This is a genomic window from Pseudoduganella sp. RAF19 (genome assembly GCF_052114165.1).
Classification (GTDB): domain Bacteria; phylum Pseudomonadota; class Gammaproteobacteria; order Burkholderiales; family Burkholderiaceae_D; genus Rugamonas.
In genome coordinates, this window is record NZ_JBFREF010000006.1 from 15,805 (window position 1) to 41,552 (window position 25,748).

The window sequence follows — 25,748 nt, forward strand, 5'->3', positions numbered from 1 at the left end:
TTGAACTGACTGGCGTTCAGCCTTCCATCTGCTCAAGTTCCTTGCCGCGCGTTTCGTACACATAGCGCATCACGAAGAACAGCGAAATCACTGCGGCCACGGTGTAGATGCCGTAGGCGCCGGCCAGGCCGATGCTCGCGAGCAGAATCGGGAAGGTCACGGTGATGATGAAGTTCGAAGTCCATTGCGCTGCACCGGCGACCGCCAGGCCGGAACCGCGGATCTGGTTCGGGAACATCTCGCCCAGCATGACCCACATGACCGGGCCCCACGACACGTTAAAGAAGATCACGTAGATATTCGCGGCAACCAGGGCGAGCACGCCCATCGCTCCGGTCAGCACCAGCTTGCCGCTCGCGTCGAGCGTCGCGTTGGCAAAGGCGAAGGTCACCAGACCAAGCGTCACCGCCATGCCGAGCGAGCCAATCCACAGCAGTGGCTTGCGGCCAATGCGGTCGATCAGGAACACGGTGACGATGCAGGCGCCGATACTCAGGGCGCCGGAGAGTACGTTAATCAGCAGCGCATCGCTTTCCGAGAAGCCAACGGCCTGCCACAGCACCGCGCCGTAATAGAACACCACGTTGATGCCAACCAGCTGCTGGAAGGTGGCGAGGCCGATGCCGACCCAGACGATAGGGCGCAGTTTGCCGGTCGCCTTGTTAATCAGGTCGGACAGGCGTGGGCGGTGGTGGTCTTCGGACAGCGAAACGTCGATCGCGTCAAACTTGGCTTTGGCCGACGCCGCGCCATACAGGCGCTCCAGCACGGCCAGCGCTTCGGCCTTGCGCTTCTTCACCACGAGGAAGCGTGGGCTTTCCGGAATCGCCAGCAGCAGCACCAGGAACAGCACGGAAGGAATCGCCATCATCCAGAACATCCAGCGCCACGCCTCCTGGCCGAGCCACAGCACGCCGGTCGAAGTGCCTGCTGCTTTCGCCAGCATGTAATTGCTCAGGAAGGCGCAGAACAGGCCGCTGATGATCGCGATCTGCTGCACCGAGGCGAGACGGCCGCGGTAACGCGCCGATGCGACTTCGGCGATATACGCAGGCGACATCACGCTGGCCGCACCGACGGCAAAGCCGCCCAGCACGCGTGCCGCGATAAAGACTGCCGAGGTGGTCGCAAAACCCGCGCCCAGCGCCGACATCAGGAACATCACGGAGGAAATGATCAGTACCGAACGGCGGCCCCAGAGGTCGCCCAGGCGGCCTGCGAAGAAGGCGCCCGCTGCGCAGCCCAGCAGCATCGAGGCCACTTCGAAGCCGATGCCGGCCGAAGTCGAATGGAAGGCCTGTTTCAGGCCATCGACCGTACCGTTGATCACGCCACTATCGAAGCCGAACAGGAAGCCGCCAATGGTGGCGATGCAGCTGATCAGGATAATGAGGCCGGTGTTTTCCGATTCATGGGTGGAATCGGTACTTTCTATTGCAACGCTGTTCATATGTCTCCTTTTGTTTTCAGCTCTGGCTTATGCCGAGTCAGTGATTGTGCCGCGGCATATCCTCTGCCACCCCACGGTACTTCAACGCCATTTCCATGCAGGCCCCGGTTTCCATCTGGCCTACGGTCGAACGATACAGCTCCTGCCAAGGCGTCTGGCTTGGCGGCACGGCTGGGATGCCTTCCGCCTTGCGCTTGGCCAGCTCTTCGTCGCTGACCAGCATATTACATTCACCCTTGTTCAAGTCGATGCGCACCATGTCGCCGGTGCGGATGTAAGCCAGGCCACCGCCTACCGCGCTCTCCGGCGAGGCGTTCAGGATGGACGGGCTGTCCGAGGTGCCGGACTGGCGGCCGTCGCCAAGCGTCGGCAGGTTCTTGATGCCGCGCTTGATCAGGTGATCAGGCGGCTGCATGTTCACCACTTCCGCCGAACCAGGCCAGCCCACCGGACCCGCACCGCGGATCACCAGGATGCTGTCTTCGTCGATATTCAGCGCTGGATCGTTGATGCGTGCGTGGTAGTCGCCGGAACCGTCGAACACCACGGCGCGGCATTCGAACACGTTCTCGTTGCCAGGGCGGCTCAGATAGCGCTGGCGGAATTCTTCCGAAATCACGGAAGTCTTCATGATCGCGAAGTTGAACAGATTGCCCTTCAGGACGAAGAAGCCGGCCTTTTCCTTCAGCGGCTTGTCGAACGGCGTAATCATTTCGCGGTCCGCGCTCTCGCGGCCCTGCAGGTTTTCCGCCATGGTCTTGCCGGTGACGGTCAGGCGCTTGGAGCGCAGCTTGCCTGCCTGTTCCAGTTCCCACATCACGGCCGGCACGCCGCCCGCGCGGTGGAAGCGCTCGCCCAGGTATTTACCGGATGGCTGCATATTCAGCAGCAGCGGCACGTCGTGGCCGTATTCCATCCAGTCTTCCTGCTTGATCTCGACGCCGGCGTGGCGTGCCATCGCCATGATATGCTGCTGGGCGTTGGTGGAACCGCCGATGGCCGCATTGACCACGATGGCGTCCAGGAAGGCGTCGCGCGTCAGGATGGAGGACGGACGTACATCCTGCTTGGTCAGCTCGACGATGCGCTTGCCCGTTTCGTAAGCCATCTGGCCGCGTTCGCGGTAAGGCGCCGGAATCGCGGAGCAGCCGGTGAGGGACATGCCCAGCGCTTCGGCAATCGCGTTCATGGTCGACGCGGTGCCCATCGTGTTGCAGTGGCCGGCAGAAGGCGCCGACGCGGCAGCGATTTCCAGGAATTTCTCGTTGTCGATCTGGCCCGCAGCCAGCTGGCGGCGGCCTTTCCAGATCGCGGCGCCGGAGCCCACCAGCTCACCATCCAGCCAGCCGTCCAGCATGGGACCACCGGACAGCACGATGGCCGGGATGTCGATGGTGGCCGCAGCCATCAGCTGCGAAGGCGTGGTCTTGTCGCAGCCGGTGGTCAGCACCACGGCGTCAATCGGATAACCGTGCAGGATCTCGACCAGGCCCATATACGCCAGGTTACGGTCGATCGCCGCGGTCGGACGGCGGCAGTTCTCGAAGATCGGATGCAGCGGGAATTCCATCGGGATGCCGCCCGCATCGCGGATGCCGTCGCGCACACGCTTGGCCAGTTCCAGGTGGATGCGGTTGCACGGGCTGATGTCGCTGCCCGACTGCGCGATGCCGATAATCGGGCGGCCGCTGCGCAGTTCTTCCGGCGTAATGCCGTAGTTCATGAAGCGCTCCAGGTAGAGCGCGGTCATGTCGATGTGGTCGGGATTGTCGAACCAATCCTGCGAGCGATAACGGCGGGTGTTGCTCATACTGCGTTCCTGTCGAAGAGGGGTTGCGGCAGGCCTGGCACGTCCACGCGGAAGGTGAACACGCCGCCTGCCAGCGGATATTGTGCGCGCTCGGCGTCGGTCAGGCCTTTCCAGGCCGTGGTGACGAAGACGGTGCGCAGGTCCTGGCCGCCAAAGGCGATCTTGGTGATATTAGGGCAGGGCATGGGGATCGTGGCGGACAATTCGCCGCTCGGCGTGTAGCGCTCGATGCGGCTGCCACAGAACAGGGCGATCCACACATTGCCTTCCGAGTCGACGGTGCTGCCGTCCGGGTAGCCGCTGCCCTCGATGCGCGTGAAGACGCGCTTGTTGGACAGACTGCCCGTTTCCGACTTGTCGAAGGCGTACACAGTCTTCGACAGGGTATCGGTGTGATAGAAGGTCTTGCCGTCCGGGCTGGTGCAAGGACCATTGGTGATGACGTAGCCGCTGTCGATCTGCACCAGGCCGCGCTTGTCCAGGCGGTACAGCGCGCCGGTCGGCGCTTCCTCCGCGTTGTCCATGGAGCCGAACCAGAGGCGGCCCTGCACGTCGACGCCGCCATCGTTCAAGCGGTTGCCGGGGATGGCGGTTTCCAGTGCCAGCATGGGGCGGAAGCCCAGCTCCGGGGTGAACTGCATCAGCTGGCCGGGCAGGCCGCATACGAAGCCGCCGCCTTGCACCGGCAGCGCGAAGCCGATTTCGCCCGGCGCATCCGAGCTTTGCTGGCCGCTGCCGTCTTCATTCACGCGGTGCAGGCGCTGGCCCTTGATGTCCACGAAGTAGAAGGCGTTGTCGGCTGCATGCCAGACCGGCCCTTCGGCCAGTTTGGCGCCGACGTTCCAGATGCAGCTTGGGGCGCTCATGAGCCGTACCAGCCTGCGTCTACGAAGTAATCGCGGCCGGAGCAGCGCGCGGCGTTGCTGGATGCCAGGAACAGCGTCAGCGCGGCCACGTCTTCCGGCAGCACGCGCTCCGGCAGGCATTGCGCGGCCAGGATCTGCGCTTCCTGTTCCGGCGAGTACCACAGGGCCATCTGGCGCGCGGTCTGGATCTGGCCTGGAACGATGCAGTTGACGCGGATGCCGTCGCCGCCCAGATCGCGGGCCAGGCCACGGGTCAGGCCTTCGATCGCCGCCTTGGCGGTCATGTACAGGGTCAGGTTGCCCAGCGCCAGGTGCCAGGAGATGGAACCGAAGTTCAGGATCACGCCGCCGCCTGCCGCCTTCATGCCCGGCGCTACGGCCTGTGCGCAGAAGAACTGGTGGCGCAGGTTCACGGCCAGGCTGTCGTCCCAGTATTTTGCGGTGACGTCCTGCACTTCGTGGCGGTTGTCGTTGGCCGCATTGTTGATCAGGATATCGGCCGCGCCGTAGTCCTTTTCGATCTGCGCGAATACCGCAGTCAGCATATCCAGATTGGTCAGGTCGCAGCGGACATATTTCGGTGCGTGCTTGGCGTTGGCCAGGCTGGCGGCCAGCGCTTGCGATGGTTCGTCCTGGATGTCGAGGAATACGACTTGCGCGCCCTGCTTGACGAAAGCCTCAACGATGGCAGCGCCGATGCCGGTACCGCCGCCCGTGATGACGACGCGTTTGTCCGCGAGGTCAGGATAGGTGGCGAACACCATTGGTTTTCTTGCTGCGGTCATGTTAATTATTCTCCTGCCGCGAAGCCGCGGCGTGCCAGATTGCGGTAAAGGGCGCGAACGCCGAAAGTCCACGGCGCGATTTTATCGCTGCGCTGGACATGATTGATCAGGGAGCCCAGTGCGGAGCTGCTGATGGTAACGCGGTCACCCATGTGGTGGGTGAAGCCCGCGCCCTTGGCGCCACGGTCTTTGATCGGCGAGAACATGGTGCCGAGGAAGAGCATGAAGCCATCGGGATATTGGTGATGCGCGCCGGCGGTCTGGGAAACCAGATCCAGCGGATTGCGGCTGATTTCTTCCATGCGGCTCACGCCGTCCAGTACGAAGCCGTCGTCTTCGCCTTCAATGGCGAGGCGTACTTCGGCGTTGCGCACGTTGTCGATGGTGAAGCTGCCGTCGAACAGACGGATGAAAGGACCGATCGAGCAGGACGCGTTATTGTCCTTGGCCTTGCCCAGCAGGAGGGCGCTGCGGCCTTCGATGTCGCGCAGGTTCACGTCGTTGCCGAGCGTGGCGCCGACAGCCTCGTGGCGGCTGTTCACGGCCAGCACGATTTCCGGCTCAGGGTTGTTCCATTCGGAGGCCGGGTGCAGGCCCACGTCCGCCCCAAAGCCCACGGAGGACATCGGCTGCGACTTGGAGAACACTTCGGCGTAAGGGCCAATGCCCACTTCCATGTACTGCGACCATGCGCCGCGCGCCTGGAATTCCTTCTTCAGCTTTTCAGCCGCTTCCGAACCCGGCTCGATGCTGGACAGGTCACCGCCGATGGTGGACAGCAGTTCGGCGCGCAGCTTCTCGGCGCGCTCCTTGTCACCACCAGCCTGTTCTTCGATCACGCGTTCCAGCAGGCTGACCGCGAAGGTCACGCCGCAAGCCTTGATGGCCTGCACATCGCAGGGAGCCAGCAGGCGCGGGCCGTTTGGTTCCGGATGCAGGCTGGCTTCGATCAGCGCGGTAACGCTGCCCAGTTCTTCACCCTGCACGGTACGCACGAATTGCACGACGTCGGGACGGTCCAGCAGGTCAGCCATGATCGGCGCCTTGGCGGTGATATCCACCACCTGGCCTTCACGCACGACGACGACGCACGGGCCATTGATTTCACCGCCGCGCCAGATACGGCCGACGAGCAAAGCGCTGCCCAGATCCTGCGGCAGGCAGGAAGATGCGGTTACGGGTTTCATATGTCTCCTTGGTGTTGCGTTTTCTTGTTATCGGCCCAGGCTTGGCAGCTTGGGCGAGTATTTCCAGCCCGGCACCAGGTACTGCATGGCCATCGCGTCATCACGCGCGCCGGTGCCGACTTTCTTGAACAATTCGTGCGCCGCTTCGATGCGGTCCATATCCGGCTCGATGCCCAGGCCCGGTTTGTCTGGCACCGCGACTTCGCCGCCTACGATCTGCAGCGGTTCCTTGGTCAGGCGCTCTTTGCCTTCCTGCCAGATCCAGTGGGTGTCGATGGCGGTGATGTTGCCCGGTGCTGCGGCGGCAGCGTGGGTGAACATGGCCAGCGAAACGTCGAAGTGATTGTTGGAGTGCGAACCCCAGGTCATGCCCCAGTCCTGGCACAGCTGCGCCAGGCGCACGGAGCCTTGCATGGTCCAGAAGTGCGGATCGGCCAGCGGAATATCGACTGCATTCAGCAGGTGGGAGTGCGCCATCTGGCGCCAGTCGGTCGCCACCATATTGGTCGCGGTCTGGATGCCGGTGGCGCGCTTGAATTCGGCCATGATTTCGCGGCCGGAGTAGCCGTCTTCCGGACCGCATGGGTCTTCGGCGTAGGCCAGCACATTGCCCTGGCCGCGGCAAACGTCGATCGCTTCGCGCAGGCTCCAGGCGCCGTTCGGGTCCAGCGTCACGCGGGATTCAGGGAAGCGCGCCTTGATGGCCTTGATGGCTTCCATTTCTTCGTGGCCGCGCATCACGCCGCCCTTCAGCTTGAAGTCGCGGAAGCCGTAGCGCAGGGCCGCTTCTGCTGCCTGGTCGGCGATCGCTTCAGGAGTGATCGCTTCGCGATGGCGCGCGGCGTACCAGCCGGATTGACCCTCGCCGCTCAGATAAGGCAGGTCGGTCTTGCTGCGGTCGCCGATATAGAACAGGTAGGCGAGCATTGGCACGCTGTCGCGTTGCTGGCCCGAGCCGAGCAGTTCGCACACCGGCACGTTGAGGTGCTGGCCCAGCAGGTCGAGCAGGGCGGCTTCGATCGCCGTCACCACATTTTCCAGGCGCAGATTGATTTCGTGCGGCTGCTTCAGCACTGCCGCTTCGGCTTCGGACGTCACCTGGTGCTGCATGCCGCCGCGATTGCCGCCGATGGATGCGCGCACGGCGTTCAGCGTGCGGTTGTAGCGGCCGATCTCGGTGCCGACCACGCGCGGGATGGCGTTTTCCAGCGCTTTGTTGATGCCCGCGCCGCCCGGCACTTCGCCGATACCGGTGTTTCCTGCGCTATCTTTCAGCAGAACCAGGGTGCGGATGAAATAAGGAGCATGTGCGCCGCACAGGTTGAGCAGCATGCTGTCGTGTCCCGCGACGGGAATCACGCGCATTTCCGTAATCAGGGGAGTGCCTCCGCTACCCTGAATTGTTGCGTGTACCATTTGATTATCCTAAAATGAATAGCGCTACCATTTCTCAAGTGTGAGGTATTTATGCGGGCAAGTCAACAGAAGTTGTGTGCGTCAGTAGCGGCTCTGGCGCTGGTTTTATGCGGCACTGCAACAGCGGCTCCACCCTTGCACTGGGTGGCTTCATGGGGAGCGGCGCAGCAACCGGTGGAGACGCAGAATGAGCTGCCCGCCGCGCAATGGCGCGAGTCCACTCTGCGCCAGATCGTGCGCTCTTCCTTAGGTGGGAGCGTGTTGCGGGTGCGCGTCAGTAATGTTTTTGGCAACACGCCGCTGGTCATTGAGGGCGCCAGTATCGCCCGCGCGCTGAAAGTGGGCACGCCGGATGTCGATTCGGCGACATTGCGTGCTCTGACTTTTGGCGGCAGCAAGACCGTGATCGTGCCGCCGGGTGCCGAGTATTACAGCGACCAGGTGACGCTGCAGCATCCTGCCGGCGCCGATCTGGCCATATCACTTTATTTTAAGGACGCGCCGGAACGCCAGACCGGCCATCCGGGCTCTCGCACCACCAGTTTCACGCTGCCGGGCCATCAGGAAATGGCTGCTGCCTGGCCTGAAGCCGGCAAAATCGCCCATTGGTACGCAGTCACCGACATCGAAGTCCAGGCGCCGCGCACTGTCGGCACGCTGGTGGCGATCGGTGATTCCATCACTGACGGCTACGGCACGACGACCGATGGCAACGACCGCTGGACGGACTTCCTTGCCGCACGTCTGGCGAAAGAGGGCATACACATGGGCCTCGTGAATACCGGCATCGGCGGTGGACGCATGCTGCTGGACGGCCTTGGCCCTAATATGGCGTCGCGCTTTGAGCGCGATGTGCTGGGCCGCAGCGGCGTCACGCACGCGCTGGTGCTGATTGGCGTGAATGATATGGGCGTCCTGCATCGCAACGGCCAGGACACGCCGGAAGCGCGCAAGCAGTTGATGGACGATCTCAAAGCGGCGCACCGCCAGCTGGTCGAGCGCGCACATGCCCGCGGGGTGTGCGTGATTGGCGGCACCGTGCTGCCTTATTCCGGCAGCGGCTATTACAAACCGGCCGCCGCTAACGAAGAGGATCGCAAGGCCTTGAATCAGTGGATTCGCAGCTCGGGCGTTTTCGACGCCGTCGTCGATTTCGACGCGGCGCTGCGCGATTCCGCCGCGCCGGACCACTTGCGTCACGACGTCGACAACGACGGCCTGCATCCATCCATCGCCGGCTACCGCGAAATGGCGAACGCCGTGCCGCTTTCGGCCCTGCGCCAATGTAACGCCGCCAAATAAGCCACCCCACGCACGCCCGGCACCAGACCGGGCGGCGCACCCTTAGGAGACAAGCAATGACCCATCCCCCGCGTGCCCCGGCACGCCCATCCACCCCCACCCAGCCGCCAGTCGCCGTCCCCGCCGGCTGCCCCACGTCCGCTGCCATCGCCGCCGCCACCTCCGCCGCCAAGTCTGCCGCCACCTCCGCCGCCAAGTCTGCCGCCAAGTCCGCCGCCAAGTCCGCCGCGGCCAGACCCCTGGTCGCCACCGCGCCCACAGACGCCAGCGGGCTCGCGCTCACCGCCCCTGCGTCCGCCGCAGCCGCCCCTGAATCCGGCGTCACGTGCGCGGCTGCCGCCACTCCGGTCGCCGCCGCGTGCGCAGTCGGCGCTGCGCGCGATGCGGGCGCTGTGTTCGCGGCCACGCGTGCGTCGGGACGTGTGCCCGCGCCGGAACGCGTCCGCGTTCGCGCGGTTGCTCGCGCGCTGCGTGCCGCGTTTGCGAGCGCTGTTGCTGGTGCTGCGATGGCGCTCTGCGCTGCAACGCCGGCGTATGCGCTGGGGCAAAAGCATTTCGTCAGCGCTGAGCGTCCTGCGGCTACGAGCTTCACGCTGGCCGAGAATGGCCGCACCGCGACGCTGTTCGTTGATGACGCCGACTACGCGGGTGTGCTGCGTGCTGCATCCAGCCTGCAGGGCGACATTCAGCGCGTGACCGGCACGCGGCCTGCGCTGGAACACGCGGCGCCGAAGGGACGCGACGTGGTCATCATCGGCACACTGGGCAAGAGCGCACTGATCGACAAGCTGGTTGCAGCGGGCAAGCTGGATGTCACGTCCATCAAAGGCAAATGGGAAGGCTGGCAGGTGCAAACGGTAGCGAACCCGATGCCGGGCGTTGACCGCGCCCTGGTGATTGCAGGCGCCGACAAGCGCGGCACCATCTACGGCATCTATGAAATCTCCGAGCAGATCGGCGTCTCGCCCTGGTACTGGTGGGCGGACGTGCCAGTCAAACAAAGCAAGTCGCTGTACGCCGCCGCCGCACAGGCCATCAGCGACGCGCCGGTCGTGCAATACCGCGGCATCTTCCTGAACGATGAGGCCCCATCGCTGACCGGCTGGGTGAAGGAAAAATACGGTGGATACAAGCACGGCTTCTACGAAAAGGTATTCGAGCTGATCTTGCGCCTGCGCGGCAATTACCTGTGGCCCGCCATGTGGGACGCAGCCTTCTACGACGATGATCCCCTGAACGGCAAACTGGCCGACGAATACGGCGTCGTCATGGGCACTTCCCACCACGAGCCAATGACGCGCGCCCAGCGCGAATGGGCGCGCCACGGCGGCGGCCCCTGGGACTACAACCGCAATGAAGCCGTGCTGAAGGACTACTGGAAGAAGGCCGTCGACAGCCGCAAGGACTACGAGAAAGTCGTGACCATCGGCATGCGCGGCGACGGTGACGAGCCGATGTCCGAAGAATCGAACGTCGCGCTGCTACAGAAAATCGTCGCCGACCAGCGCGCGATGCTATCGCCTGGCGTGACGCAAATGTGGGCGCTGTACAAGGAGGTCCAGGAATACTACGAGAAGGGCATGCGCGTGCCGGACGACGTGCTGCTGCTATGGTGCGACGATAACTGGGGCAATATCCGCCGCCTGCCGACGGCCGAAGAGCGCAAGCGTCCTGGTGGCGCGGGCGTGTACTACCACTTCGATTACGTGGGCGGCCCGCGTTCCTATAAATGGCTGAACGTCACCCCGCTGCCCAAGATCTGGGAGCAGATGCACCTGGCCTGGCAGTACAAGGCGGACCGCATGTGGATCGTCAACGTGGGCGATCTGAAACCGATGGAAGTACCGATCGAGTTCTTCCTGTCCTATGCATGGAATCCCTCCGCGTGGCCTGCCGAGCGCCTGCCGGAATATCTGAAGCTGTGGGCAATGCGCGAATTCGGCGCACAGCACGCCGACGAAATCGCCGATCTGGTGGCGAAGTACGTCAAGTACAACGGCCGTCGCAAGCCGGAGCAGCTTGAACCTGAGACGTACAGCCTGGTGACCTACGACGAGTCCGAGCGCGTGGTCGCTGAATACAAAGCGCTGGCTGCCCGTGCCGAGAAACTGTATGTCACGCTACCTGCATCGCAAAAGGATGCGTTCTTCCAGCTGGTGTTGTATCCGGTGAAAGCTGGCGCGGTGGTGAACGAGTTGTACGCCACATCGGGGCGCAACAAGCTGTACGCCGTGCAAGGCCGCGCATCGACCAATGCGCTGGCAGCGCGTGCGCGCGAGTTGTTTGCGCAGGATGAGGCGCTGGTCGCGCAGTATCACGCGCTGGGCGGCGGCAAGTGGAATCACTTCATGGCGCAGACCCACCTGGGCTATACCTACTGGAATCAGCCGACCGTCAACGTCATGCCGCCGGTATCGGAAGTGCGTCTGCTGAAGAATGCCGATATGGGCGTGGCGGTGGAAGGCAACGAATATGCGTGGCCGCGCTGGCAAGTCAATGAGCTGACGGTTCCGGCGCTGGATGGCTATGAGCGTAAGGCGCGCTTCTTTGATGTGTTCAATCGCGGGCAAAAGCCGTTTGCGTTCAGCGTGAAGTCGGATCAGCCGTGGGTTGTGCTCAGCAAGACGTCCGGCACGGTAGACGCGGAACAGCGCATTATCGTTGATGTGCGATGGGCCGATGTGCCGGCCGGTGCGACCAGCGCGACGCTGACCATATCCGGGCCGGATGGTCAGAGGATGCCGGTGCACGTGCCGATCCGCCACGCCGATGCGGCACATAGTGCGTCCGCCCTGCATGGGTTTGTGGAAACCGGCGGAGTAGTGTCGATGGAGGCCGAACACTACGCGCGCGCCATCGCGCCGGAAGGCCGCAACTGGCTGACGATTCCGGACCATGGCCGCACGCTCTCAGCGGTGGCCGCGATGCCGGTGCTGGCGCCTGCGGTGACGCCGGGCGGCGGCAGCATGCACCTGGAATACGATGTGAAGCTGGAGAAGGCAGGCCCAGTTACCGTGCATACCACGCTGGCGCCGACGCTGAAATTCCAGCCTGGTACTGGACTGCGCTATGCCGTGTCGATCGACGACGAGGCGCCGCAGATCGTGAACGTGCATGCGGACGAGTCGCAGAAGTTCTGGGAAAAGTCGGTGTCTGACGGTGCGGTCGTGTTCCAGACCAAGCACACGATTACGGCGCCGGGCAAGCACGTGCTGAAGTTCTGGACCGTGGACCCGGGATTGGTGCTGCAAAAGCTGGTCATCGACGCGGGTGGCCTGCGGCCAAGTTACCTCGGCCCACAGGAGAGCCCCCGTTTGTGACGCCGGTCGCGCCGGAAACGGCGGGTCAATGACCCGCCCTACGCCCCCGCCATGGACGGCGGATCATTGACCCACCGCCTCAACGCGATCGGGGCATGTGGCGCGGGTTATGATACTGCGTCAAAGTGATCGAGTCGTGTAGGGCGGATCATTGATCCGCCGCGCCGTGCCGTGCTGCGGCGCTACGCGTCAGGCGCGCTGCGGCATCGTGCGCAGTGCATCGGCGATGGCCGCGCGTAGCGGCTTGGCGCGGAGCTCAGCGTCATAAGGGCAGGGCCGCATTGGCAGCCCGTCCTTGCGCGGCGCCTCGTCCCACCCCTGCAGCCAGCTCATATTGTCCGACATTCCCCACAACAGGAAATCGCGCAAGCGCGGATAGCTCAAGGTCACATCCAGATAATCGCGCGCCAGCGCCGCCACGCCGGCATCGCGCGTCGCGATATCGGCCGGCAGACGGCGGTCGTTCACGTCAAACTCGGTAATCAGCAAATCCAGCCCCATCGCCGTCACCTCGTCCAGGAACTTGCGCCACTCGCGCAGCTCATTGGATGCGTCTTTCGAATTGTCCCAGGAACCGATGTGGCTCTGGATACCTATGGCCTGAATCGGCGTGCCGCGCCCCTTCAATGCATGGAGCAGAGTAAGCACGCCCGCACGATGCTTCGCGCTGCCCGAATCCCAGCGCATGTAGTCGTTGTAGACCAGCTGCGCGCTGGGCGCGTGCTCCTGCGCCACGTGGAAGGCCAGGTCGATCTGCTCTACTGCGCCAAGGCGCTCGGTGAACACATTGCTGCGCATGCCGCCGGTATCCGGATCGACTGCTTCGTTCACCACGTCCCAGCTATAGATACCGCGCCCGAAGTGATCGCACACCGTGGAAATATGTGTGCGCAGCAGGCGCTCAGCTTCCTTCGTCGGCGACGCGCCGAAATCGTGCTTGTTGACCCATTCCGGCAGCCACTTCGACGGCTGCCAGATCAGCGTATGCCCCCGCACCAGCATGCCCTGCGACCGCGCCCACGCAAACATCTCGTCGGCACGGTCGAAGTGGAACTCGCCCGGGCGGGGCTGAACGGACTGCCACTTCGTTTCATTTTCGGCCACGATAACGCCACATTCGCGGGCCATCAGCGCCAGGTATTCTGGCTTCCGGCTGCCGTATCCAAGGGCGTTCCCGAAGCGCATGCCCTTGCGGGAGGCCAGGGATTTCAGCGTTTCTTCCTGCGCGAACGGTACGGACGGCAGGGCGGCAATGGCCGCGGTCCCCGCCAGCAACTGCAGGGAACGGCGACGTGTGTGGTTCATCTGTGTCTCCTGATGGATTTAGTTATGAAGTTACGCTAACATAGATTGCGAGCAAAAAGATTGCGCAACCAAAGAAATTTTGAGACGGAGACACCATGAAATTCGTGCTGCGGGCGCTGTTGCCCTTGTTGTTGCTAGTGCTGTGCCAGGGGCGGGCAGCGGCGGAGGATGGCTACGATTTGTGGCTTCGCTACCACCCTCTCGACAAGGCTGCGGCCGCGCGCGTCGCTCCTCAAGCGCGCGGCATCGTGGTCGATACCGCGTCGTCGCCGACCGTGAACGCGGCGGTCAGCGAGTTGCAGCGCGGCCTGCAGGGCATGCTCGGCAAGACTCCAGCGGTCACGACGCGCGGCGCTGCGGACACGCGCGCTGCGCAGACGGATGGCGCAATCGTGCTGGCCTCGCGCGACGCAGCGTTGCGTGATGGTGTATCCGCACCGGACCTCGATGCGCTGGGCGCCGAGGGCTATCTGCTGCGTGCGGCGAAACACGGCGGCAAAAAGGCGACGATCATCGCCGCCAACAGCGACCAAGGCCTGCTGTACGGCGCCTTCGCCTGGCTGCGCGCCGCGCGCCTCGGCCAGCCGCTGGACGCGCTGAATGAAAAAAGCGCGCCCAAGTTGCAACTGCGTATGCTGAACCATTGGGACAATCTGGACCGCACGGTCGAACGCGGCTACGCCGGCGAATCGATCTGGAACTGGTGGGATCTGCCGGACGTGACCGACGCCCGCTATACCGACTACGCCCGCGCCAACGCCTCGCTGGGCATCAACGGCACGGTGCTGAACAACGTGAACTCCAAGCCAGAGATCCTGACCGCGCCGTGGATCGCCAAGGCCGCCGCGGTGGCGGACGTCCTGCGCCCATACGGCATCAAGGTCTATCTGTCGGCCCGCTTCTCGACGCCGCTGGAGCTGAAGCAAACGCAAACCGCCGATCCGCTCGACCCGCAAGTCGCCGCCTGGTGGAAAGCCAAGGCCGACGAGATCTACAAAGCCATCCCCGACTTCGGCGGCTTCCTGGTTAAGGCCAACTCCGAAGGCCAGCCCGGCCCGCAGGACTACCACCGCACGCACGCCGACGGCGCCAATATGCTGGCCGCCGCAGTGGCGCCGCATAAGGGCATCGTGATGTGGCGCGCTTTCGTCTACGCGGCAGAAAAGCCGGACGACCGCGCCAAACAGGCATACAGCGAATTCAAACCACTGGACGGCAAATTCGCGGACAACGTGATCGTGCAGGTGAAGAATGGCGCCATCGACTTCCAGCCGCGCGAGCCGTTCCATCCGCTGTTCGGCGCGATGGACAAGACCCCGCTGATGATGGAATTCCAGATCACCAAGGAATATCTGGGCTACTCCACGCACCTGGCTTACCTTGGCACCCTGTTTGAAGAAACCCTGCACAGCGACACCAGGATGAAGGGCAAAGGCCCGACCGTGGCGCAAGTGCTGGAAGACGGCGGTCATCTGACCGGCATGGCCGGCGTGGCCAACATCGGCAGCTCGCGCAACTGGAGCGGTTCGCACTTCGATCAGGCCAACTGGTACGCCTTCGGACGCCTGGCCTGGAATCCGCAGGCCTCGTCGCGCGACATTGCGAAAGAGTGGGCCTCCCTCACCTTTACTCCGCAAGCGGCCGATGCGATCACCGACATCATGGCTGAATCGCGCGAAGCCGTCGTCGATTACATGACGCCACTGGGCCTGCACCACGTGATGGGCACGGGCCACCACCACGGCCCGGCGCCGTGGGTGGACAACCTGGGTCGTCCGGACTGGAACCCGGTCTACTATCACAAGGCCGACAAGAACGGAATCGGCTTCGACCGCAGCGCGACGGGCAGCAATGCGCTGGCCCAGTATTCGCCGGAGATCGCCCGCCTGTACGCCGATCCGCACACCACGCCGCAAGCCGATCTGCTGTGGTTCCACCATCTGCCGTGGGATTACAAGATGCCGTCCGGCCGCACGCTATGGGCCGACATGATTGCGCACTACGACCACGGCGTGGCGCAAGTCGCGGACATGCAACAGCGCTGGCAAAAACTCAAGCCGATGATCGACCAGCAGCGTTACGAAGAAACCGCGCAGCGGCTTGCGCTGCAGTTGAAGGAAGCGCAGTGGTGGCGTGATGCGTCGATCGCCTATTTCCAGTCGGTGAACGGCCTGCCGCTGCCGCCGGGAGTGAAAGCACCCGCGCAGACGCTGGAATACTACAAGTCCCTGCGATTCCCGTATGCCCCGGGCCACGGTTAATTACCACTGTGGTAGAGTCCACTTTTGTTATAACAATACGTAAGTAAGATGGCGAGAAATCAGGGTAAACCGGACGTGGAGCCAGCCGCGAAGCCGGGAGCGCCGACGATGTCGGACGTAGCCAAACTGGCGGGCGTATCGCCGATGACGGTATCGCGCGTGATGAACGGCGACCCGAATGTGCGTCAAAGCACGCGCAAAAAAGTGGACGAAGCGGTAGCAGCACTGAACTATGTGCCGAACCAGGCCGCGCGCCGTCTCGCGGGCGTGCGTGCGATCCGCATTGGATTCTTGTACAGTAACCCGTCCGCGGGCTACCTGACCGAATTCCTGGTCGGCTTGCTGAACCAGGCCAGCTTGAACAATGTGCAGCTGGTGGTCGAGAAGTGCGAGGGCGAGCAGTGGAAGGAAAAGACCCAGCGCCTGATCGACAACGGTGTGGACGGCATCATCCTGCCGCCGCCGCTGTGCGATGTGCCGGGCCTGATCAACCTGATCGCCAAGGCCGGAACGCCCGCCGTTGCAGTTGCCTGCGGCTTGCCGGACAAGCGCGTGAGCGCCGTCAGCATCGACGACTACCAGGCCGCCTACGCCATGACCAATCACCTGATTTCGCTTGGCCACCAGCGCATCGGCTTCGTGATCGGCCATCCGAATCAGACCGCATCGGCGCGCCGCCTGGCTGGCTTCAAGGCCGCCATTGCCGACCGCAACGTCGCCAGCTCGCCGGACCTGATCGTGCAGGGCTTGTTCACCTACCGCTCCGGCCTGGACGCGGCAGAGACTTTGCTGTCACAGGAGCATCGTCCATCGGCCATCTTCGCCAGCAATGACGATATGGCAGCGGCAACCGTCGCCATCGCCCACCGCATGGGCCTGGACGTGCCAGGCGACCTGACCGTGGCCGGCTTCGACGATACCGCGCTGGCCACCACCATCTGGCCGGAACTGACCACCGTGCGCCAGCCGATTGCCGATATGGCCGAGACGGCCGTGAAATTCCTGGTACGCCAGATCCGCGCCGAGCGGGAAGGCGCACCAGAGGGGCCTGAGCATCTGCTGATGGATTTCTCGCTGATTCGCCGCCAATCGGATGCGGCGCCACGTTTGCGTCCGACCACCAAGATCGGTTTGAAATCCTGAGTCATTCCTGATTCCGGGCCGGGGTCGATCATGCTAAGATTTGGTCTATGATCGCCTCGGCCTTGTTTACTCCCGCCCAGCAAAAACTGCTGGGCTTGCTGTTTGTGCGCGTGAATGAGGGATTCCACCTCAATGAAATCATGCGCTTGACCGGGCTGGGCAGCGCGTCCGCTCAGCGGGAACTCAAGCGTTTGCATGAATCGGGACTGATCGTCTCCGAACGCATTGGCAACGTCCGCCAATTCCGCCCAAACAAGAATAATCTCGTGTATGACGAGCTGGCCAGCATCGTCAAAAAAACCTTCAGTCTCATCAGCGTGCTGAACTCCGCGCTGGCGCCCATGCGCAAGCAGCTCAACGTGGCTTTCGTCTATGGCGCCACGGCGCGCGAGCAGGAAGGCGCGACCGATGCCATCGAACTGCTGCTGATCGGCGAGAACACGACCTATGGCGAACTGCTGAGCCGCATTCCCGTGGCGGAGCGCATCCTGCGCCGCAAGATTTACCCCAATCTGTATTCCGTGCCCGATTTCCAGCGCCGCCTGCGCGAACAGCAGCCATTCATCCTGAAAATGCTGGAAGACCGCAAAGTTTTCGTATTGGGCGACGAAACCGATCTCGATAACATCATCAAAGAAACCCAGACGGAGGCCGACGATGGACACGACGCAGAAGAGGTTTCAGACTTTTGAAGAGTTTTACCCGTTCTACCTGAACGAACACCGCAACCAGACTTGCCGCCGCTTGCATTTCGTCGGCTCGACCATTGTGCTGGCGCTAATCGCCGCTGCACTCATCACCAGGGAATGGAACCTGCTGTGGCTACTGCCCGTGGTCGGCTACGGCTTCGCCTGGGTTGGCCATTTCTTCTTCGAACACAACCGTCCCGCGACGTTCAAATACCCGCTATTTAGCCTCATGGGCGACTGGGTAATGTTCCGCGACATGCTCACGGGACGCATTGCCTGGTAAGCGTACCGGCGGCAGTCCGATCGAAATGCGGGTGTAGCAGCCCGCTTCCGATTCACAGCGGATGGTGCCGCCGAACGCTGAGATCACGCGCTGGCAGAACGCCAGGCCCATGCCTGTCCCGCCGCCCGTGCGGCGCGTGGTGTAGTAGGGATCGAACACATGCGGCAGCACGTCGGCCGCGATGCCCTGGCCGGTGTCGGTTACCACCAGCCAGTTGCAGCGCTCGCGCGCGAAGCATTCCACTTCGACCGAACCGCGTCCCGCCGCCTTCACTGCCACCAGCGCATTTTTCAGCAGGTTGTAGAGCACGTACATCAGCAGCACGTCCGAGCCGTGGAAGCGGAAGTCGGCGCGCACGTACACGCGCACCTGGTCGCGCTCGGCGCCCGCGAAGGGATAGCAGGACAGCGCTTCCTCCACGCACTGCCGAATTGAGTGCAGACGGAAGCCTTCGCTGTGGAACACGCCATCGCGGGCCGAAGCCAGCAGCATGTCGACAATGAAGTTGGAGCGCGATACCTCGGCTTCGATACTGCGCGCGATCTCGCTCAGGTAAGCCAGCTGTGCTGCGCCGAGCGGCGATTCGGGCGTGGGCTGATAGCCTGCGATCAGCTCAGGCAGGCTGCGCGCCAGTACGCGCGTCTGGCTGCGGATGGTCGCCAGCGGCGTGCGCATCTCGTGCGCAATGGTGGCGGCCGCGGCCATCGGGTCAGCCAGCAGATTGTGGCGCACCATGGCTTGTGCGATCAGTCCCAGGCTGGCAACGATGAAAATCACGCCGGGCGGATAAAAGGCGAAGCCGTAGTTGCACAGATAATCCACCGCTGCGGCAAAGTAGATCAGTACACTCAACAGGCAGTAGCGCAGCCGCACCCGTTCAGTGGACACGGCCACTTGCTGACGGCGGTACAGCAGCCACAGGCCGCGACACACTACCACCACCGTTTGCAGCAGGTGCACGGGATGCAGCAGTCCCGCGCGCGGATAGAAGCCGAAGAAGTAGCGGTTGAGTCCGCCCAACACCATGTCCGACGTGGGCAGCAGCATGCCCATCATGAAGGCCAGCGTGTAGCTGCCGTACACCCGGGGCCGCTCGTTTTTCGAGCCGGTCAGCTCGGTGATGAAATGGTAGAGCGTGGTGGGCAGGAAGAGAATGAACAGGTAGCCGAGCCGGGCCACCGCCATGGCCGGCGCTTCATCGCGCAGCTGGAACAGCACGGCCCAGGCGGCCTGCCAACTGAAGGTGGTCGTGCAGACGAGGAAAAAGGTGAGGGCGACGCGACTCGGCCCGCGCGAACTCAGCACGTAAATGCCGTAAGCGATAAACAACGCCGAAACAAGTGCAGGCAGGATCGAATACATCGCGTTCGCTTGATGAATGTCTAAGTATCAACATACTAAGAGTCAGTTTTTAAAGAAGTATTGATCTTTGTCAACAGTGCTTCATGCCAATCCGCAATAAGTGTCGATGTCCGGCCAGTTGCCGTTCAACCACCACTTATAAGGAGAAAATCACATGTTTATGCACGCCGCCGTAGCCAACGATTCCGTCGTCATTGCCGACCTGACCTTCCACCATCAACTGTCGATTTTCCTCAAGGATTCCAATGCCTACGGCAACACCTACTTCGCCCGCTACTTCGAGTGGCAAGGCATCTGCCGCGAAAAGTGGTTCTTCGACTGCATTTCCCGCGACATGCTGCAAAAAGAGGGCGTGTTCATCACCAAACACGCTGAACAGGACTACCTGCAAGAGACTTTCCCCTTCCAGGACATCCGCTGCGAAGTGAACACCTTTGACGTGAAGCGCTGCTCGTTCTGGCTTGAATTCCGCTTCTACGCCGACGGCCACCAGGTGTCGGTGGGACGCCAGCAAATCGTCTTTGCCAACCACCAGAAGCAAATCACGGCCCTGCCCGAGATCGTGATCAAGCGCATCAAACGCTACGAAATGAAGAAGTAATCAGAGCGCGGCCGCCGCGGCTGCATGCGGCGGCTGCGTTTACACGATCAGCGGCAGTTCGCGCAGCACTTCGTTGCCGATGTCTGTGGCGTCGACATCATTGTCTGCTGCTTCCTCAAGACCCACCGAGCGCAAATATTGCCTGACTTTTTGCTTGGCTTGTCTGGTGGTGCGCGCCACGACTGTGAACTCAGCTATTTTCCGTGTCGGATTTCCGCTGGACTGAACGATGGCATGGTAGCGGCGGGCCAATCAGCGCTGCATGCAGCTGCACAACTGATGTAATGCTTACGGCGGACCTGCCGCTTTTCGCCTGCAGGTCCCACGCCAGGGTCATTTGATGAAGTAGCCGGAAACTCTCCACACTCCGTCGGCATCCTTCATCGGCGTAATCGTTTCAATCGCCGAGTGCTTGTTCGCGAAGTCGGTCTTGTACTGAATGACGACGTATTGGCCTGCAGGTGCCCCCGGCAGTTTCTCCGTGTACGAGGCGGAGACCAGAACTCGCTTTTCCATACCGCCCGCTGGCGAACGGGCGGCAGCTACCGCCTGTTCCCAATTGGCTTTCGGGATCGCTGATTGGAAAACCTTGGCCGCCTGATCCCAGGTCGCGGCATATTGGCTCGCATCGACCAAAGCAAGCCAGCTCTGTGCGGCCAACTGCGCTTTTTCGACAGCGTCAGCATCAGGCTGCGCGGCATACGCGCTGGCCATCATGAAGGTCATCATTGTTGAAGCAAAGACTTTGCGCATGAGTGCTCTCCTTTGGTGCTGGGAGAATATCATCCCAATCCCTTTGAATTTCCTCGCATTGTCACAATCCGTCCGAGCCTTTGCTCCGATCTGGATGTAACCATGTGACCAGAAGCCCCGCTCGCGTATCGTTAAATACCACGTGGCCGCACACTAGCCGCCGGCGAGCTCACCGCCCCACGTGCTGGGATGAACATCCTCTACTGATTGCGAGAAGACCCAGCGGTGCCCCACCAAATCGCGGACCGCGTATTGACGCTCGCCGTATGGATAGGTGGTAGGTTCGCCCGACACCCTGGCGCCGGCTGCCACTGCGCGTGCATAGTGTTCGTCAACGTTCGCCACTCTGACCATGATCGAGTGAGACGCACTTGCTTCCGCACTGGGAGCAGGGCCATCGCAAACGACGACAGCGCCCGTACCAAACTCCATCTGCACACGATGATTAGCGATGCGGAGGCGAACTGAAAAACCGAAGGCCTTCACAAGCCACTCGGCGGCGGCATTGACGTCTGGGTACGCAAGCTCCGGAATAATCCGCGCTTGAGGGATAGAGCGATTCGATTCCATGGTGTTGCGCCTCCCGGCCTGAGTGCTTAGGACATCTGAGGTGAATGCTTAAGCGCGAAGAAAACGACGATGGCAGGTATCAGCAACGCCATGACGCTCCATAAGCCCACCACGAGAAGCACCACCTGGTTGATCGCCATAGGATCATGGCTGGGCTCCAAGCGTAGTCTCCGTTGAAATTGACGACTTCAGAAGTGCCAACATGACAGATAAAAATCAATTTAGCAAGTCAAGACATGTACGCCCCCGGCTTGCAACAGGATGCGGGTGAGGAGTGCACGGGGTGGGCACTGCAAGGCCGATAGTTCATCAGCCTCGCAGCGTTATGAGACGTGAAGCTTACTTGCGATTAGCCGCAATCCAGGCATCGACCTTCTGCTCCAGCAGGGCGAGCGGGACGGTGCCGTCGCCGAGGACGATGGCGTGGAATTTCGGCAGGCTGAACTTGTCGCCCAGTGCCTTCTCCGCGCGGTGACGCAGTTCCTGGATTTTCAGCGCGCCGACCTTGTACGCCAGCGCCTGACCCGGCCACGCCATGTAGCGTTCGGTTTCAGTTTTCGCAGTCTGGTCGTAGCCCAGGGTGTCCTTCATGTACTGGATGGATTGCTCGCGGGTCCAGCCCTTGGCGTGCATGCCGGTGTCCACAACCAGGCGGGTGGCGCGCAGCAGCTCGTCGTTCAAGTGACCGAAATATTGGGCCGGATCGTCGAACAGGCCCATCTCCTTGCCCAGGGTTTCCGCATACAGCGCCCAGCCCTCGGTGAAGGCCGTATTGCCGCCCAGCTTGCGGAACTTCGGCATGTCCAGTTCCTGCATCAGGGCGATGTGGAAGTGGTGGCCTGGTTTGCCTTCGTGCAGGAACAGCGTGGTCATGCCGGTGCTGCCGTACTTGCTTGGATCGGTCACTACGGACCAGAACACGCCAGGACGCGAGCCATCCAGCGCCGGAGCGGTGTAATGGTCGGACGCGGTATCGCGGCTCAGTTCAGGTTCCAGACGCAGATCCAGCTTGGCCTTCGGCACCAGGGTGAACAGGGCCGGCAGCTTGGTATCCAGTTCGCCGTTCAGCTTCTGGTAGACAGCCTGCACTTCGCCTTCGGTTTTGAAGGGGAAGAACTTCGGCTGCTGCGCCACCCAGCCTGGCAGACCGGCGGCGGGACCGTCATAGCCCAGCTTCGGACCCAGCTTGGCGAATTCGCCCTGGATACGCGCCACTTCTTCCAGGCCGATCTTGTGGATCTGGTCCGGCGTCATCTGGGTGGTAGTGGAATCGGACACGCGCACCTGGTACCAGGCCGCGCCGTTCGGCAGGGCGGACAGGCCGGTGCTGCTGCGGCAGGCCGGAATGTATTCCTTCTCCAGGAAGGCCGCCAGCTTGGCCAGTGCAGGATTCAGCTTCTCGCCGATAGCAGTGTGATACGCCGTAGACAGGCGCTGCTTGTCCGCATCGCTGAACTCCGCCGGGAACTTGGTCACCGGCGTATAGAAGATGCTGTTCTCAGGCGCTTCGCTCACCAGCTTCTGGAACTGGGGCAGGGCGGACACCATGATCGCCTTCGGCTGCACGATACCCTTGGCCATGCCTTCCTTCATATTGGCGATAGCCTGGTCGATCCACCCCGGCAACTGGTTCAGCCGGCTCAGGTAGGCGTCGTACTGCGCCACATTGGTCAGCGGCTGCGACGCTTCACCACTGGAGAAGTTCGCCAGCGTGACGGGAATGCTGTCCATCTGATTAATCGGCAGCAGGTGCTCAGGGAACGGCTCATAAGACAGCAGGGTCTTCAGCTCGAAAGCCAGCACGTCATAGCTGATGCGGTCGGAGCGGTTCAGCTGCGCGCGCTGAATCGCATGCAGACGCTTGCTGAAGGCGCGGTAGCGGTCGAACTGCTTGGCGCGCTCGGCCGGCGCAATGGCCATGCCGATCTGGTCATCGAAGCGGTTGTCACCGTTCTGGGTGGCGCTTACCGGATCGAACTTGGCGACCGCGTCCCAGTATTCATCGGCCAGGACCAGGAATTGTTTGCGGGCTTGCGGCGCGCTTTTGGCGGGCGCGTTCTCAAAGCTGGCCGTTTTTGCGGCGGCTGGAGTGGCGGCTTGGGCAGGCGCCCAGGCCAGCAGGACAGCGGCGGCGATCGCGCCGAGAGTCATACCATGCTTCATCTTTTTTGGTTCCCGAGGAAAGAAGAAGCGACAAGGATACGCGATCGCCGTCTCAGCAGCCAGTGCGCCTGTTTGCGCGATGCAGCAATCGCGGCAAAAGGAGAGAGCCACGCGCCGGACTGGCATAATGTCCTGCTAACAAGGTCACGATTTACCCTCTGTCGGACGGAAAGGGATTTGCGGATGTTTAAAACAATATTGGCCGCGATGCTGGCGCTGCTGTGCGGCGCTGCCTACGCGGACGTGAACGTGGTCGGCGTGCTGAAAGAAAAGGCGCTGCTGTCGGTGGATGGCGCGGCGGCCAAGGTTTATCCGGTCGGCGCCACGCTGCCGGACCGCAGCAAGCTGGTGGCTGTGAGCAGCAGCGGCGTTACGCTGGAGGAGAACGGCAAACGCTACACCGCGCAGCTGGGACAGTTCGCCAATGCACCGGCGGCCCTTGTCGCGCCTAATCTCGTGTTTTACGCGGACCCGAATGGCCACTACGTTGTACCGGGCGAGATCAACGGCGTGCCGACGCGCATGATGGTCGACACAGGCGCGACCATGCTGTCCATTCCCGGCTTCGAAGCGCGTCGCATGGGGATCGACTTTCGCCTGAAGGGCAAGCGTGGCTTCGCCAAAACGGCGGGCGGCTTGCAGGAAACCTGGCTGGTGAAAGTCGACAAGCTGAAGGTGGCGGACACCGAGATCAGCAACATCGAAGCCGTGATCATGGACGGCGGCTTGCCGATGGTCCTGCTAGGGAATAACTTCCTCAATCACTTCGAAATGCGCCGCGACGGCACCACCATGACGCTGACCCGCAAAAACTAAATGGGGGCCGTCCCCATTTAAGCCAGGCGGTTTTCGTAGAGTGCCGCCACCACGTCCGACTGCGTGACGATGCCGGCGAAGCGGTTGTCCTGATCGACCACCGGGATGTGGTGATAGCCCGCGTCGGCCATCAGTGGCACCAGCTCGGTGATCGGGGTGTCGGTGCGGGCGATGCGCGGGTGCTTGACCATGATCTGTCCCACTACTTCCGGCTTTTCCGAATGCGTGGTGCCGCTTGGCTGCAGGAAGTGAGCCAGGCGCTCGCGCATGGTCTTGTAGCCGTCATCCAGGCCGCCGTGCTGGAGAAAATCGCTTTGGGTCACGATGCCGATCACACGGCGCGCGCGGTTCAGCACGGGCAGGGCGGCGATGTGGTGGCCGCGGATATCCTTCCAGGCTTGTGCCAGCGGCGTTGCGAATTCCGCCGTCACCACATCCTTCGACATGATCTCGCCGCAGTTGATGGCGCCGAAGCGGCGCTGGTAGGCGCGCATCTCCGTTTTCAGGAAGATCTCTTCCAGGTCATCGCGGCTGATGTCCAGTACCTCGTTGTGCTGCTTCAGTACCGCATCCAGATCTTCCGGGCGGAAGCCCATGCGCACAGTGGGGACGTCGTCCTTGGTCGCGTGTGGATTGGGATGCGTCAGAATCTGCGCGTGCGGATAGCGTTTGCCCGTCAGGTTGTTGTAGATGATGCCCGCCACGAGCAGCAGCACGCAGTTGATCGCCACCGGACCCAGTGCGAAACCAAAACCCATCTGATGAATGGCCGATCCGCCGATCACGGTGGTCAGCGCCACCGCACCTCCCGGAGGATGCAGGCAGCGCAGCGCAAACATCGACGCAATCGCCGCCGCAGCAGCCGCTGCGCCAACATACGGATCGGTGCCGAGGAACTTCACGCAGGCAGCGCCGGCGAGGCCGGACACCACATTCCCGCCGAATACCGCCCACGGCTGCGCCATCGGGCTGGCAGGCAGGGCAAATACCAGCACGGAAGATGCACCAATCGGCGCGACCAGCCAGATGGCGTGATCGCCCAGCAGGAAGTGCGCACACAAGGCGGTGAGTAAAAGCCCAATCAGCGCGCCGCCACAGGCGCGGAGTCTTTCAACAGGGCTGGTGGTATTTTTGACGGGCAGGAAGGCTTTAAACATCCCGCCATTATCCCACGCCTGTTGAGACAAGGTGCAGCGGCAGCGAGGTTGTATATTTGATTTGCTCCATTGAAAACGCCGAGGAAACGCCTGTCAGGTTAGCGACTTTGATTAACTTTTTGTAAAAACGGTCGTAGCCTTCGATGTCGGTCGTGACCACCTTCAGCAAGTAGTCCACATCGCCGCTCATGCGGTGGAATTCCTGCACCTCGGGCAGGGCGATCACGCCAGCGGCAAACCTGGCCAGCCACTTCTCATCATGCTGGCTGGTGCGCACGCTGACGAAAACGGTAACCGGAAGTCCCGCTTTGCGTCGGTTGACGATGGCCACGCGGCGGTCGATATAGCCTTCCTCCTCCAGTCGTTTCAGGCGTTTCCAGCAGGGCGTCGAGGATAAACCTACCTTTTCCGCCAGGTCAGCCACGGACAGAGTGCCATCCACCTGCAGGGCACCCAGGATAGCGTAATCAAAGCGGTCAAGTTCACTCATTCTATTAAACTCGCAAAAG

At 62.3% G+C, this 25,748-nt stretch carries 22 protein-coding genes; 8 read left to right on the top strand and 14 right to left on the bottom strand.

Features of this window, described 5'->3' with window-relative positions; genetic code table 11:
• Window positions 1-16: 16 nt before the first annotated feature.
• From AB4Z19_RS16970 to AB4Z19_RS16995, 6 genes are read right to left on the bottom strand one after another with little or no spacing between them, the layout of a single operon-like run.
• On the bottom strand, window positions 17-1,450 hold the full coding sequence (locus AB4Z19_RS16970; protein ID WP_442023964.1) for a sugar porter family MFS transporter: 1,434 nt from the start codon (window positions 1,448-1,450) through the stop codon (window positions 17-19).
• A 37-nt stretch (window positions 1,451-1,487) separates the two neighbouring features.
• Entirely contained in the window at window positions 1,488-3,260 is a 1,773-nt protein-coding gene (locus AB4Z19_RS16975) for an IlvD/Edd family dehydratase (RefSeq protein ID WP_442023966.1), read from the bottom strand.
• Window positions 3,257-4,126: an SMP-30/gluconolactonase/LRE family protein gene (locus AB4Z19_RS16980; protein WP_442023968.1), complete on the bottom strand. Its 870-nt coding sequence runs from the start codon at window positions 4,124-4,126 to the stop codon at window positions 3,257-3,259. Before AB4Z19_RS16980 ends, AB4Z19_RS16975 begins: the two co-directional genes overlap by 4 nt.
• Window positions 4,123-4,890: an SDR family NAD(P)-dependent oxidoreductase gene (locus AB4Z19_RS16985; RefSeq protein ID WP_442023976.1), complete on the bottom strand. Its 768-nt coding sequence runs from the start codon at window positions 4,888-4,890 to the stop codon at window positions 4,123-4,125. The genes AB4Z19_RS16980 and AB4Z19_RS16985 overlap by 4 nt, the downstream gene beginning before the upstream one ends.
• Window positions 4,891-4,916: 26 nt before the next feature.
• Window positions 4,917-6,098, bottom strand: coding sequence for a fumarylacetoacetate hydrolase family protein (locus AB4Z19_RS16990; protein WP_442023970.1), 1,182 nt, complete (start codon window positions 6,096-6,098; stop codon window positions 4,917-4,919).
• 27 nt (window positions 6,099-6,125) lie between these two features.
• Window positions 6,126-7,514 carry an enolase C-terminal domain-like protein gene (locus AB4Z19_RS16995; RefSeq protein WP_442023972.1) on the bottom strand — a complete coding sequence of 463 codons (1,389 nt, stop codon included), beginning with the start codon at window positions 7,512-7,514 and terminating at the stop codon, window positions 6,126-6,128.
• 174 nt (window positions 7,515-7,688) lie between these two features.
• Between AB4Z19_RS16995 and AB4Z19_RS17000 the strand changes: the two genes are divergently transcribed.
• Window positions 7,689-8,816 carry an SGNH/GDSL hydrolase family protein gene (locus AB4Z19_RS17000; protein ID WP_442023974.1) on the top strand — a complete coding sequence of 376 codons (1,128 nt, stop codon included), beginning with the start codon at window positions 7,689-7,691 and terminating at the stop codon, window positions 8,814-8,816.
• Window positions 8,817-8,872: 56 nt separating this feature from the next.
• Window positions 8,873-12,136: a glycosyl hydrolase 115 family protein gene (locus AB4Z19_RS17005; protein ID WP_442035666.1), complete on the top strand. Its 3,264-nt coding sequence runs from the start codon at window positions 8,873-8,875 to the stop codon at window positions 12,134-12,136.
• Window positions 12,137-12,325: 189 nt separating this feature from the next.
• On the opposite strand, the gene AB4Z19_RS17010 is transcribed toward AB4Z19_RS17005, so the two are convergent.
• Complete coding sequence (locus AB4Z19_RS17010) at window positions 12,326-13,441, bottom strand: endo-1,4-beta-xylanase (protein ID WP_442027560.1); 1,116 nt, start codon at window positions 13,439-13,441, stop codon at window positions 12,326-12,328.
• 95 nt (window positions 13,442-13,536) lie between these two features.
• Between AB4Z19_RS17010 and AB4Z19_RS17015 the strand changes: the two genes are divergently transcribed.
• The 4 genes from AB4Z19_RS17015 (at window position 13,537) to AB4Z19_RS17030 (ending at window position 17,817) form a co-directional block, all read left to right on the top strand.
• Entirely contained in the window at window positions 13,537-15,702 is a 2,166-nt protein-coding gene (locus AB4Z19_RS17015) for an alpha-glucuronidase family glycosyl hydrolase (RefSeq protein ID WP_442035667.1), read from the top strand.
• A gap of 108 nt (window positions 15,703-15,810) precedes the next feature.
• Entirely contained in the window at window positions 15,811-16,845 is a 1,035-nt protein-coding gene (locus AB4Z19_RS17020; protein WP_442035668.1) for a LacI family DNA-binding transcriptional regulator, read from the top strand.
• Window positions 16,846-16,892: 47 nt separating this feature from the next.
• Complete coding sequence (locus AB4Z19_RS17025; RefSeq protein WP_442024052.1) at window positions 16,893-17,537, top strand: ArsR family transcriptional regulator; 645 nt, start codon at window positions 16,893-16,895, stop codon at window positions 17,535-17,537.
• Complete coding sequence (locus tag AB4Z19_RS17030; protein ID WP_442035669.1) at window positions 17,503-17,817, top strand: Mpo1-like protein; 315 nt, start codon at window positions 17,503-17,505, stop codon at window positions 17,815-17,817. Before AB4Z19_RS17025 ends, AB4Z19_RS17030 begins: the two co-directional genes overlap by 35 nt.
• Here the strand turns inward: AB4Z19_RS17030 and AB4Z19_RS17035 are convergent.
• Window positions 17,752-19,179 carry an ATP-binding protein gene (locus tag AB4Z19_RS17035; RefSeq protein ID WP_442024056.1) on the bottom strand — a complete coding sequence of 476 codons (1,428 nt, stop codon included), beginning with the start codon at window positions 19,177-19,179 and terminating at the stop codon, window positions 17,752-17,754. The genes AB4Z19_RS17030 and AB4Z19_RS17035 overlap by 66 nt on opposite strands.
• Before the next feature lie 154 nt (window positions 19,180-19,333).
• On the opposite strand from AB4Z19_RS17035, the gene AB4Z19_RS17040 reads away from it, so the two are divergent.
• Window positions 19,334-19,780 carry an acyl-CoA thioesterase gene (locus AB4Z19_RS17040; protein WP_442024058.1) on the top strand — a complete coding sequence of 149 codons (447 nt, stop codon included), beginning with the start codon at window positions 19,334-19,336 and terminating at the stop codon, window positions 19,778-19,780.
• 39 nt (window positions 19,781-19,819) lie between these two features.
• Here AB4Z19_RS17040 and AB4Z19_RS17045 read toward each other — a convergent pair whose 3' ends face one another.
• From AB4Z19_RS17045 to AB4Z19_RS17060, 4 genes are all read right to left on the bottom strand, one after another.
• Window positions 19,820-20,032, bottom strand: a complete 213-nt coding sequence (locus AB4Z19_RS17045; protein ID WP_442024060.1) for a hypothetical protein — start codon at window positions 20,030-20,032, stop codon at window positions 19,820-19,822.
• Window positions 20,033-20,113: 81 nt separating this feature from the next.
• Complete coding sequence (locus AB4Z19_RS17050; RefSeq protein ID WP_442035670.1) at window positions 20,114-20,533, bottom strand: DUF4019 domain-containing protein; 420 nt, start codon at window positions 20,531-20,533, stop codon at window positions 20,114-20,116.
• 153 nt (window positions 20,534-20,686) lie between these two features.
• Complete coding sequence (locus AB4Z19_RS17055; RefSeq protein ID WP_442024064.1) at window positions 20,687-21,103, bottom strand: VOC family protein; 417 nt, start codon at window positions 21,101-21,103, stop codon at window positions 20,687-20,689.
• A gap of 339 nt (window positions 21,104-21,442) precedes the next feature.
• A complete protein-coding gene (locus AB4Z19_RS17060; protein ID WP_442035671.1) occupies window positions 21,443-23,254 on the bottom strand; it encodes a DUF885 domain-containing protein in 1,812 nt (603 codons plus the stop codon).
• Between the two features lie 195 nt (window positions 23,255-23,449).
• On the opposite strand from AB4Z19_RS17060, the gene AB4Z19_RS17065 reads away from it, so the two are divergent.
• Complete coding sequence (locus tag AB4Z19_RS17065) at window positions 23,450-24,082, top strand: retropepsin-like aspartic protease family protein (RefSeq protein WP_442024068.1); 633 nt, start codon at window positions 23,450-23,452, stop codon at window positions 24,080-24,082.
• A 17-nt stretch (window positions 24,083-24,099) separates the two neighbouring features.
• On the opposite strand, the gene AB4Z19_RS17070 is transcribed toward AB4Z19_RS17065, so the two are convergent.
• Window positions 24,100-25,239 (bottom strand): HPP family protein, encoded by a 1,140-nt coding sequence (locus AB4Z19_RS17070; protein ID WP_442024070.1) that lies wholly within the window; start codon window positions 25,237-25,239, stop codon window positions 24,100-24,102.
• 7 nt (window positions 25,240-25,246) lie between these two features.
• Entirely contained in the window at window positions 25,247-25,729 is a 483-nt protein-coding gene (locus tag AB4Z19_RS17075; RefSeq protein ID WP_442024072.1) for an Lrp/AsnC family transcriptional regulator, read from the bottom strand.
• Between the last annotated feature and the right edge of the window lie 19 nt (window positions 25,730-25,748).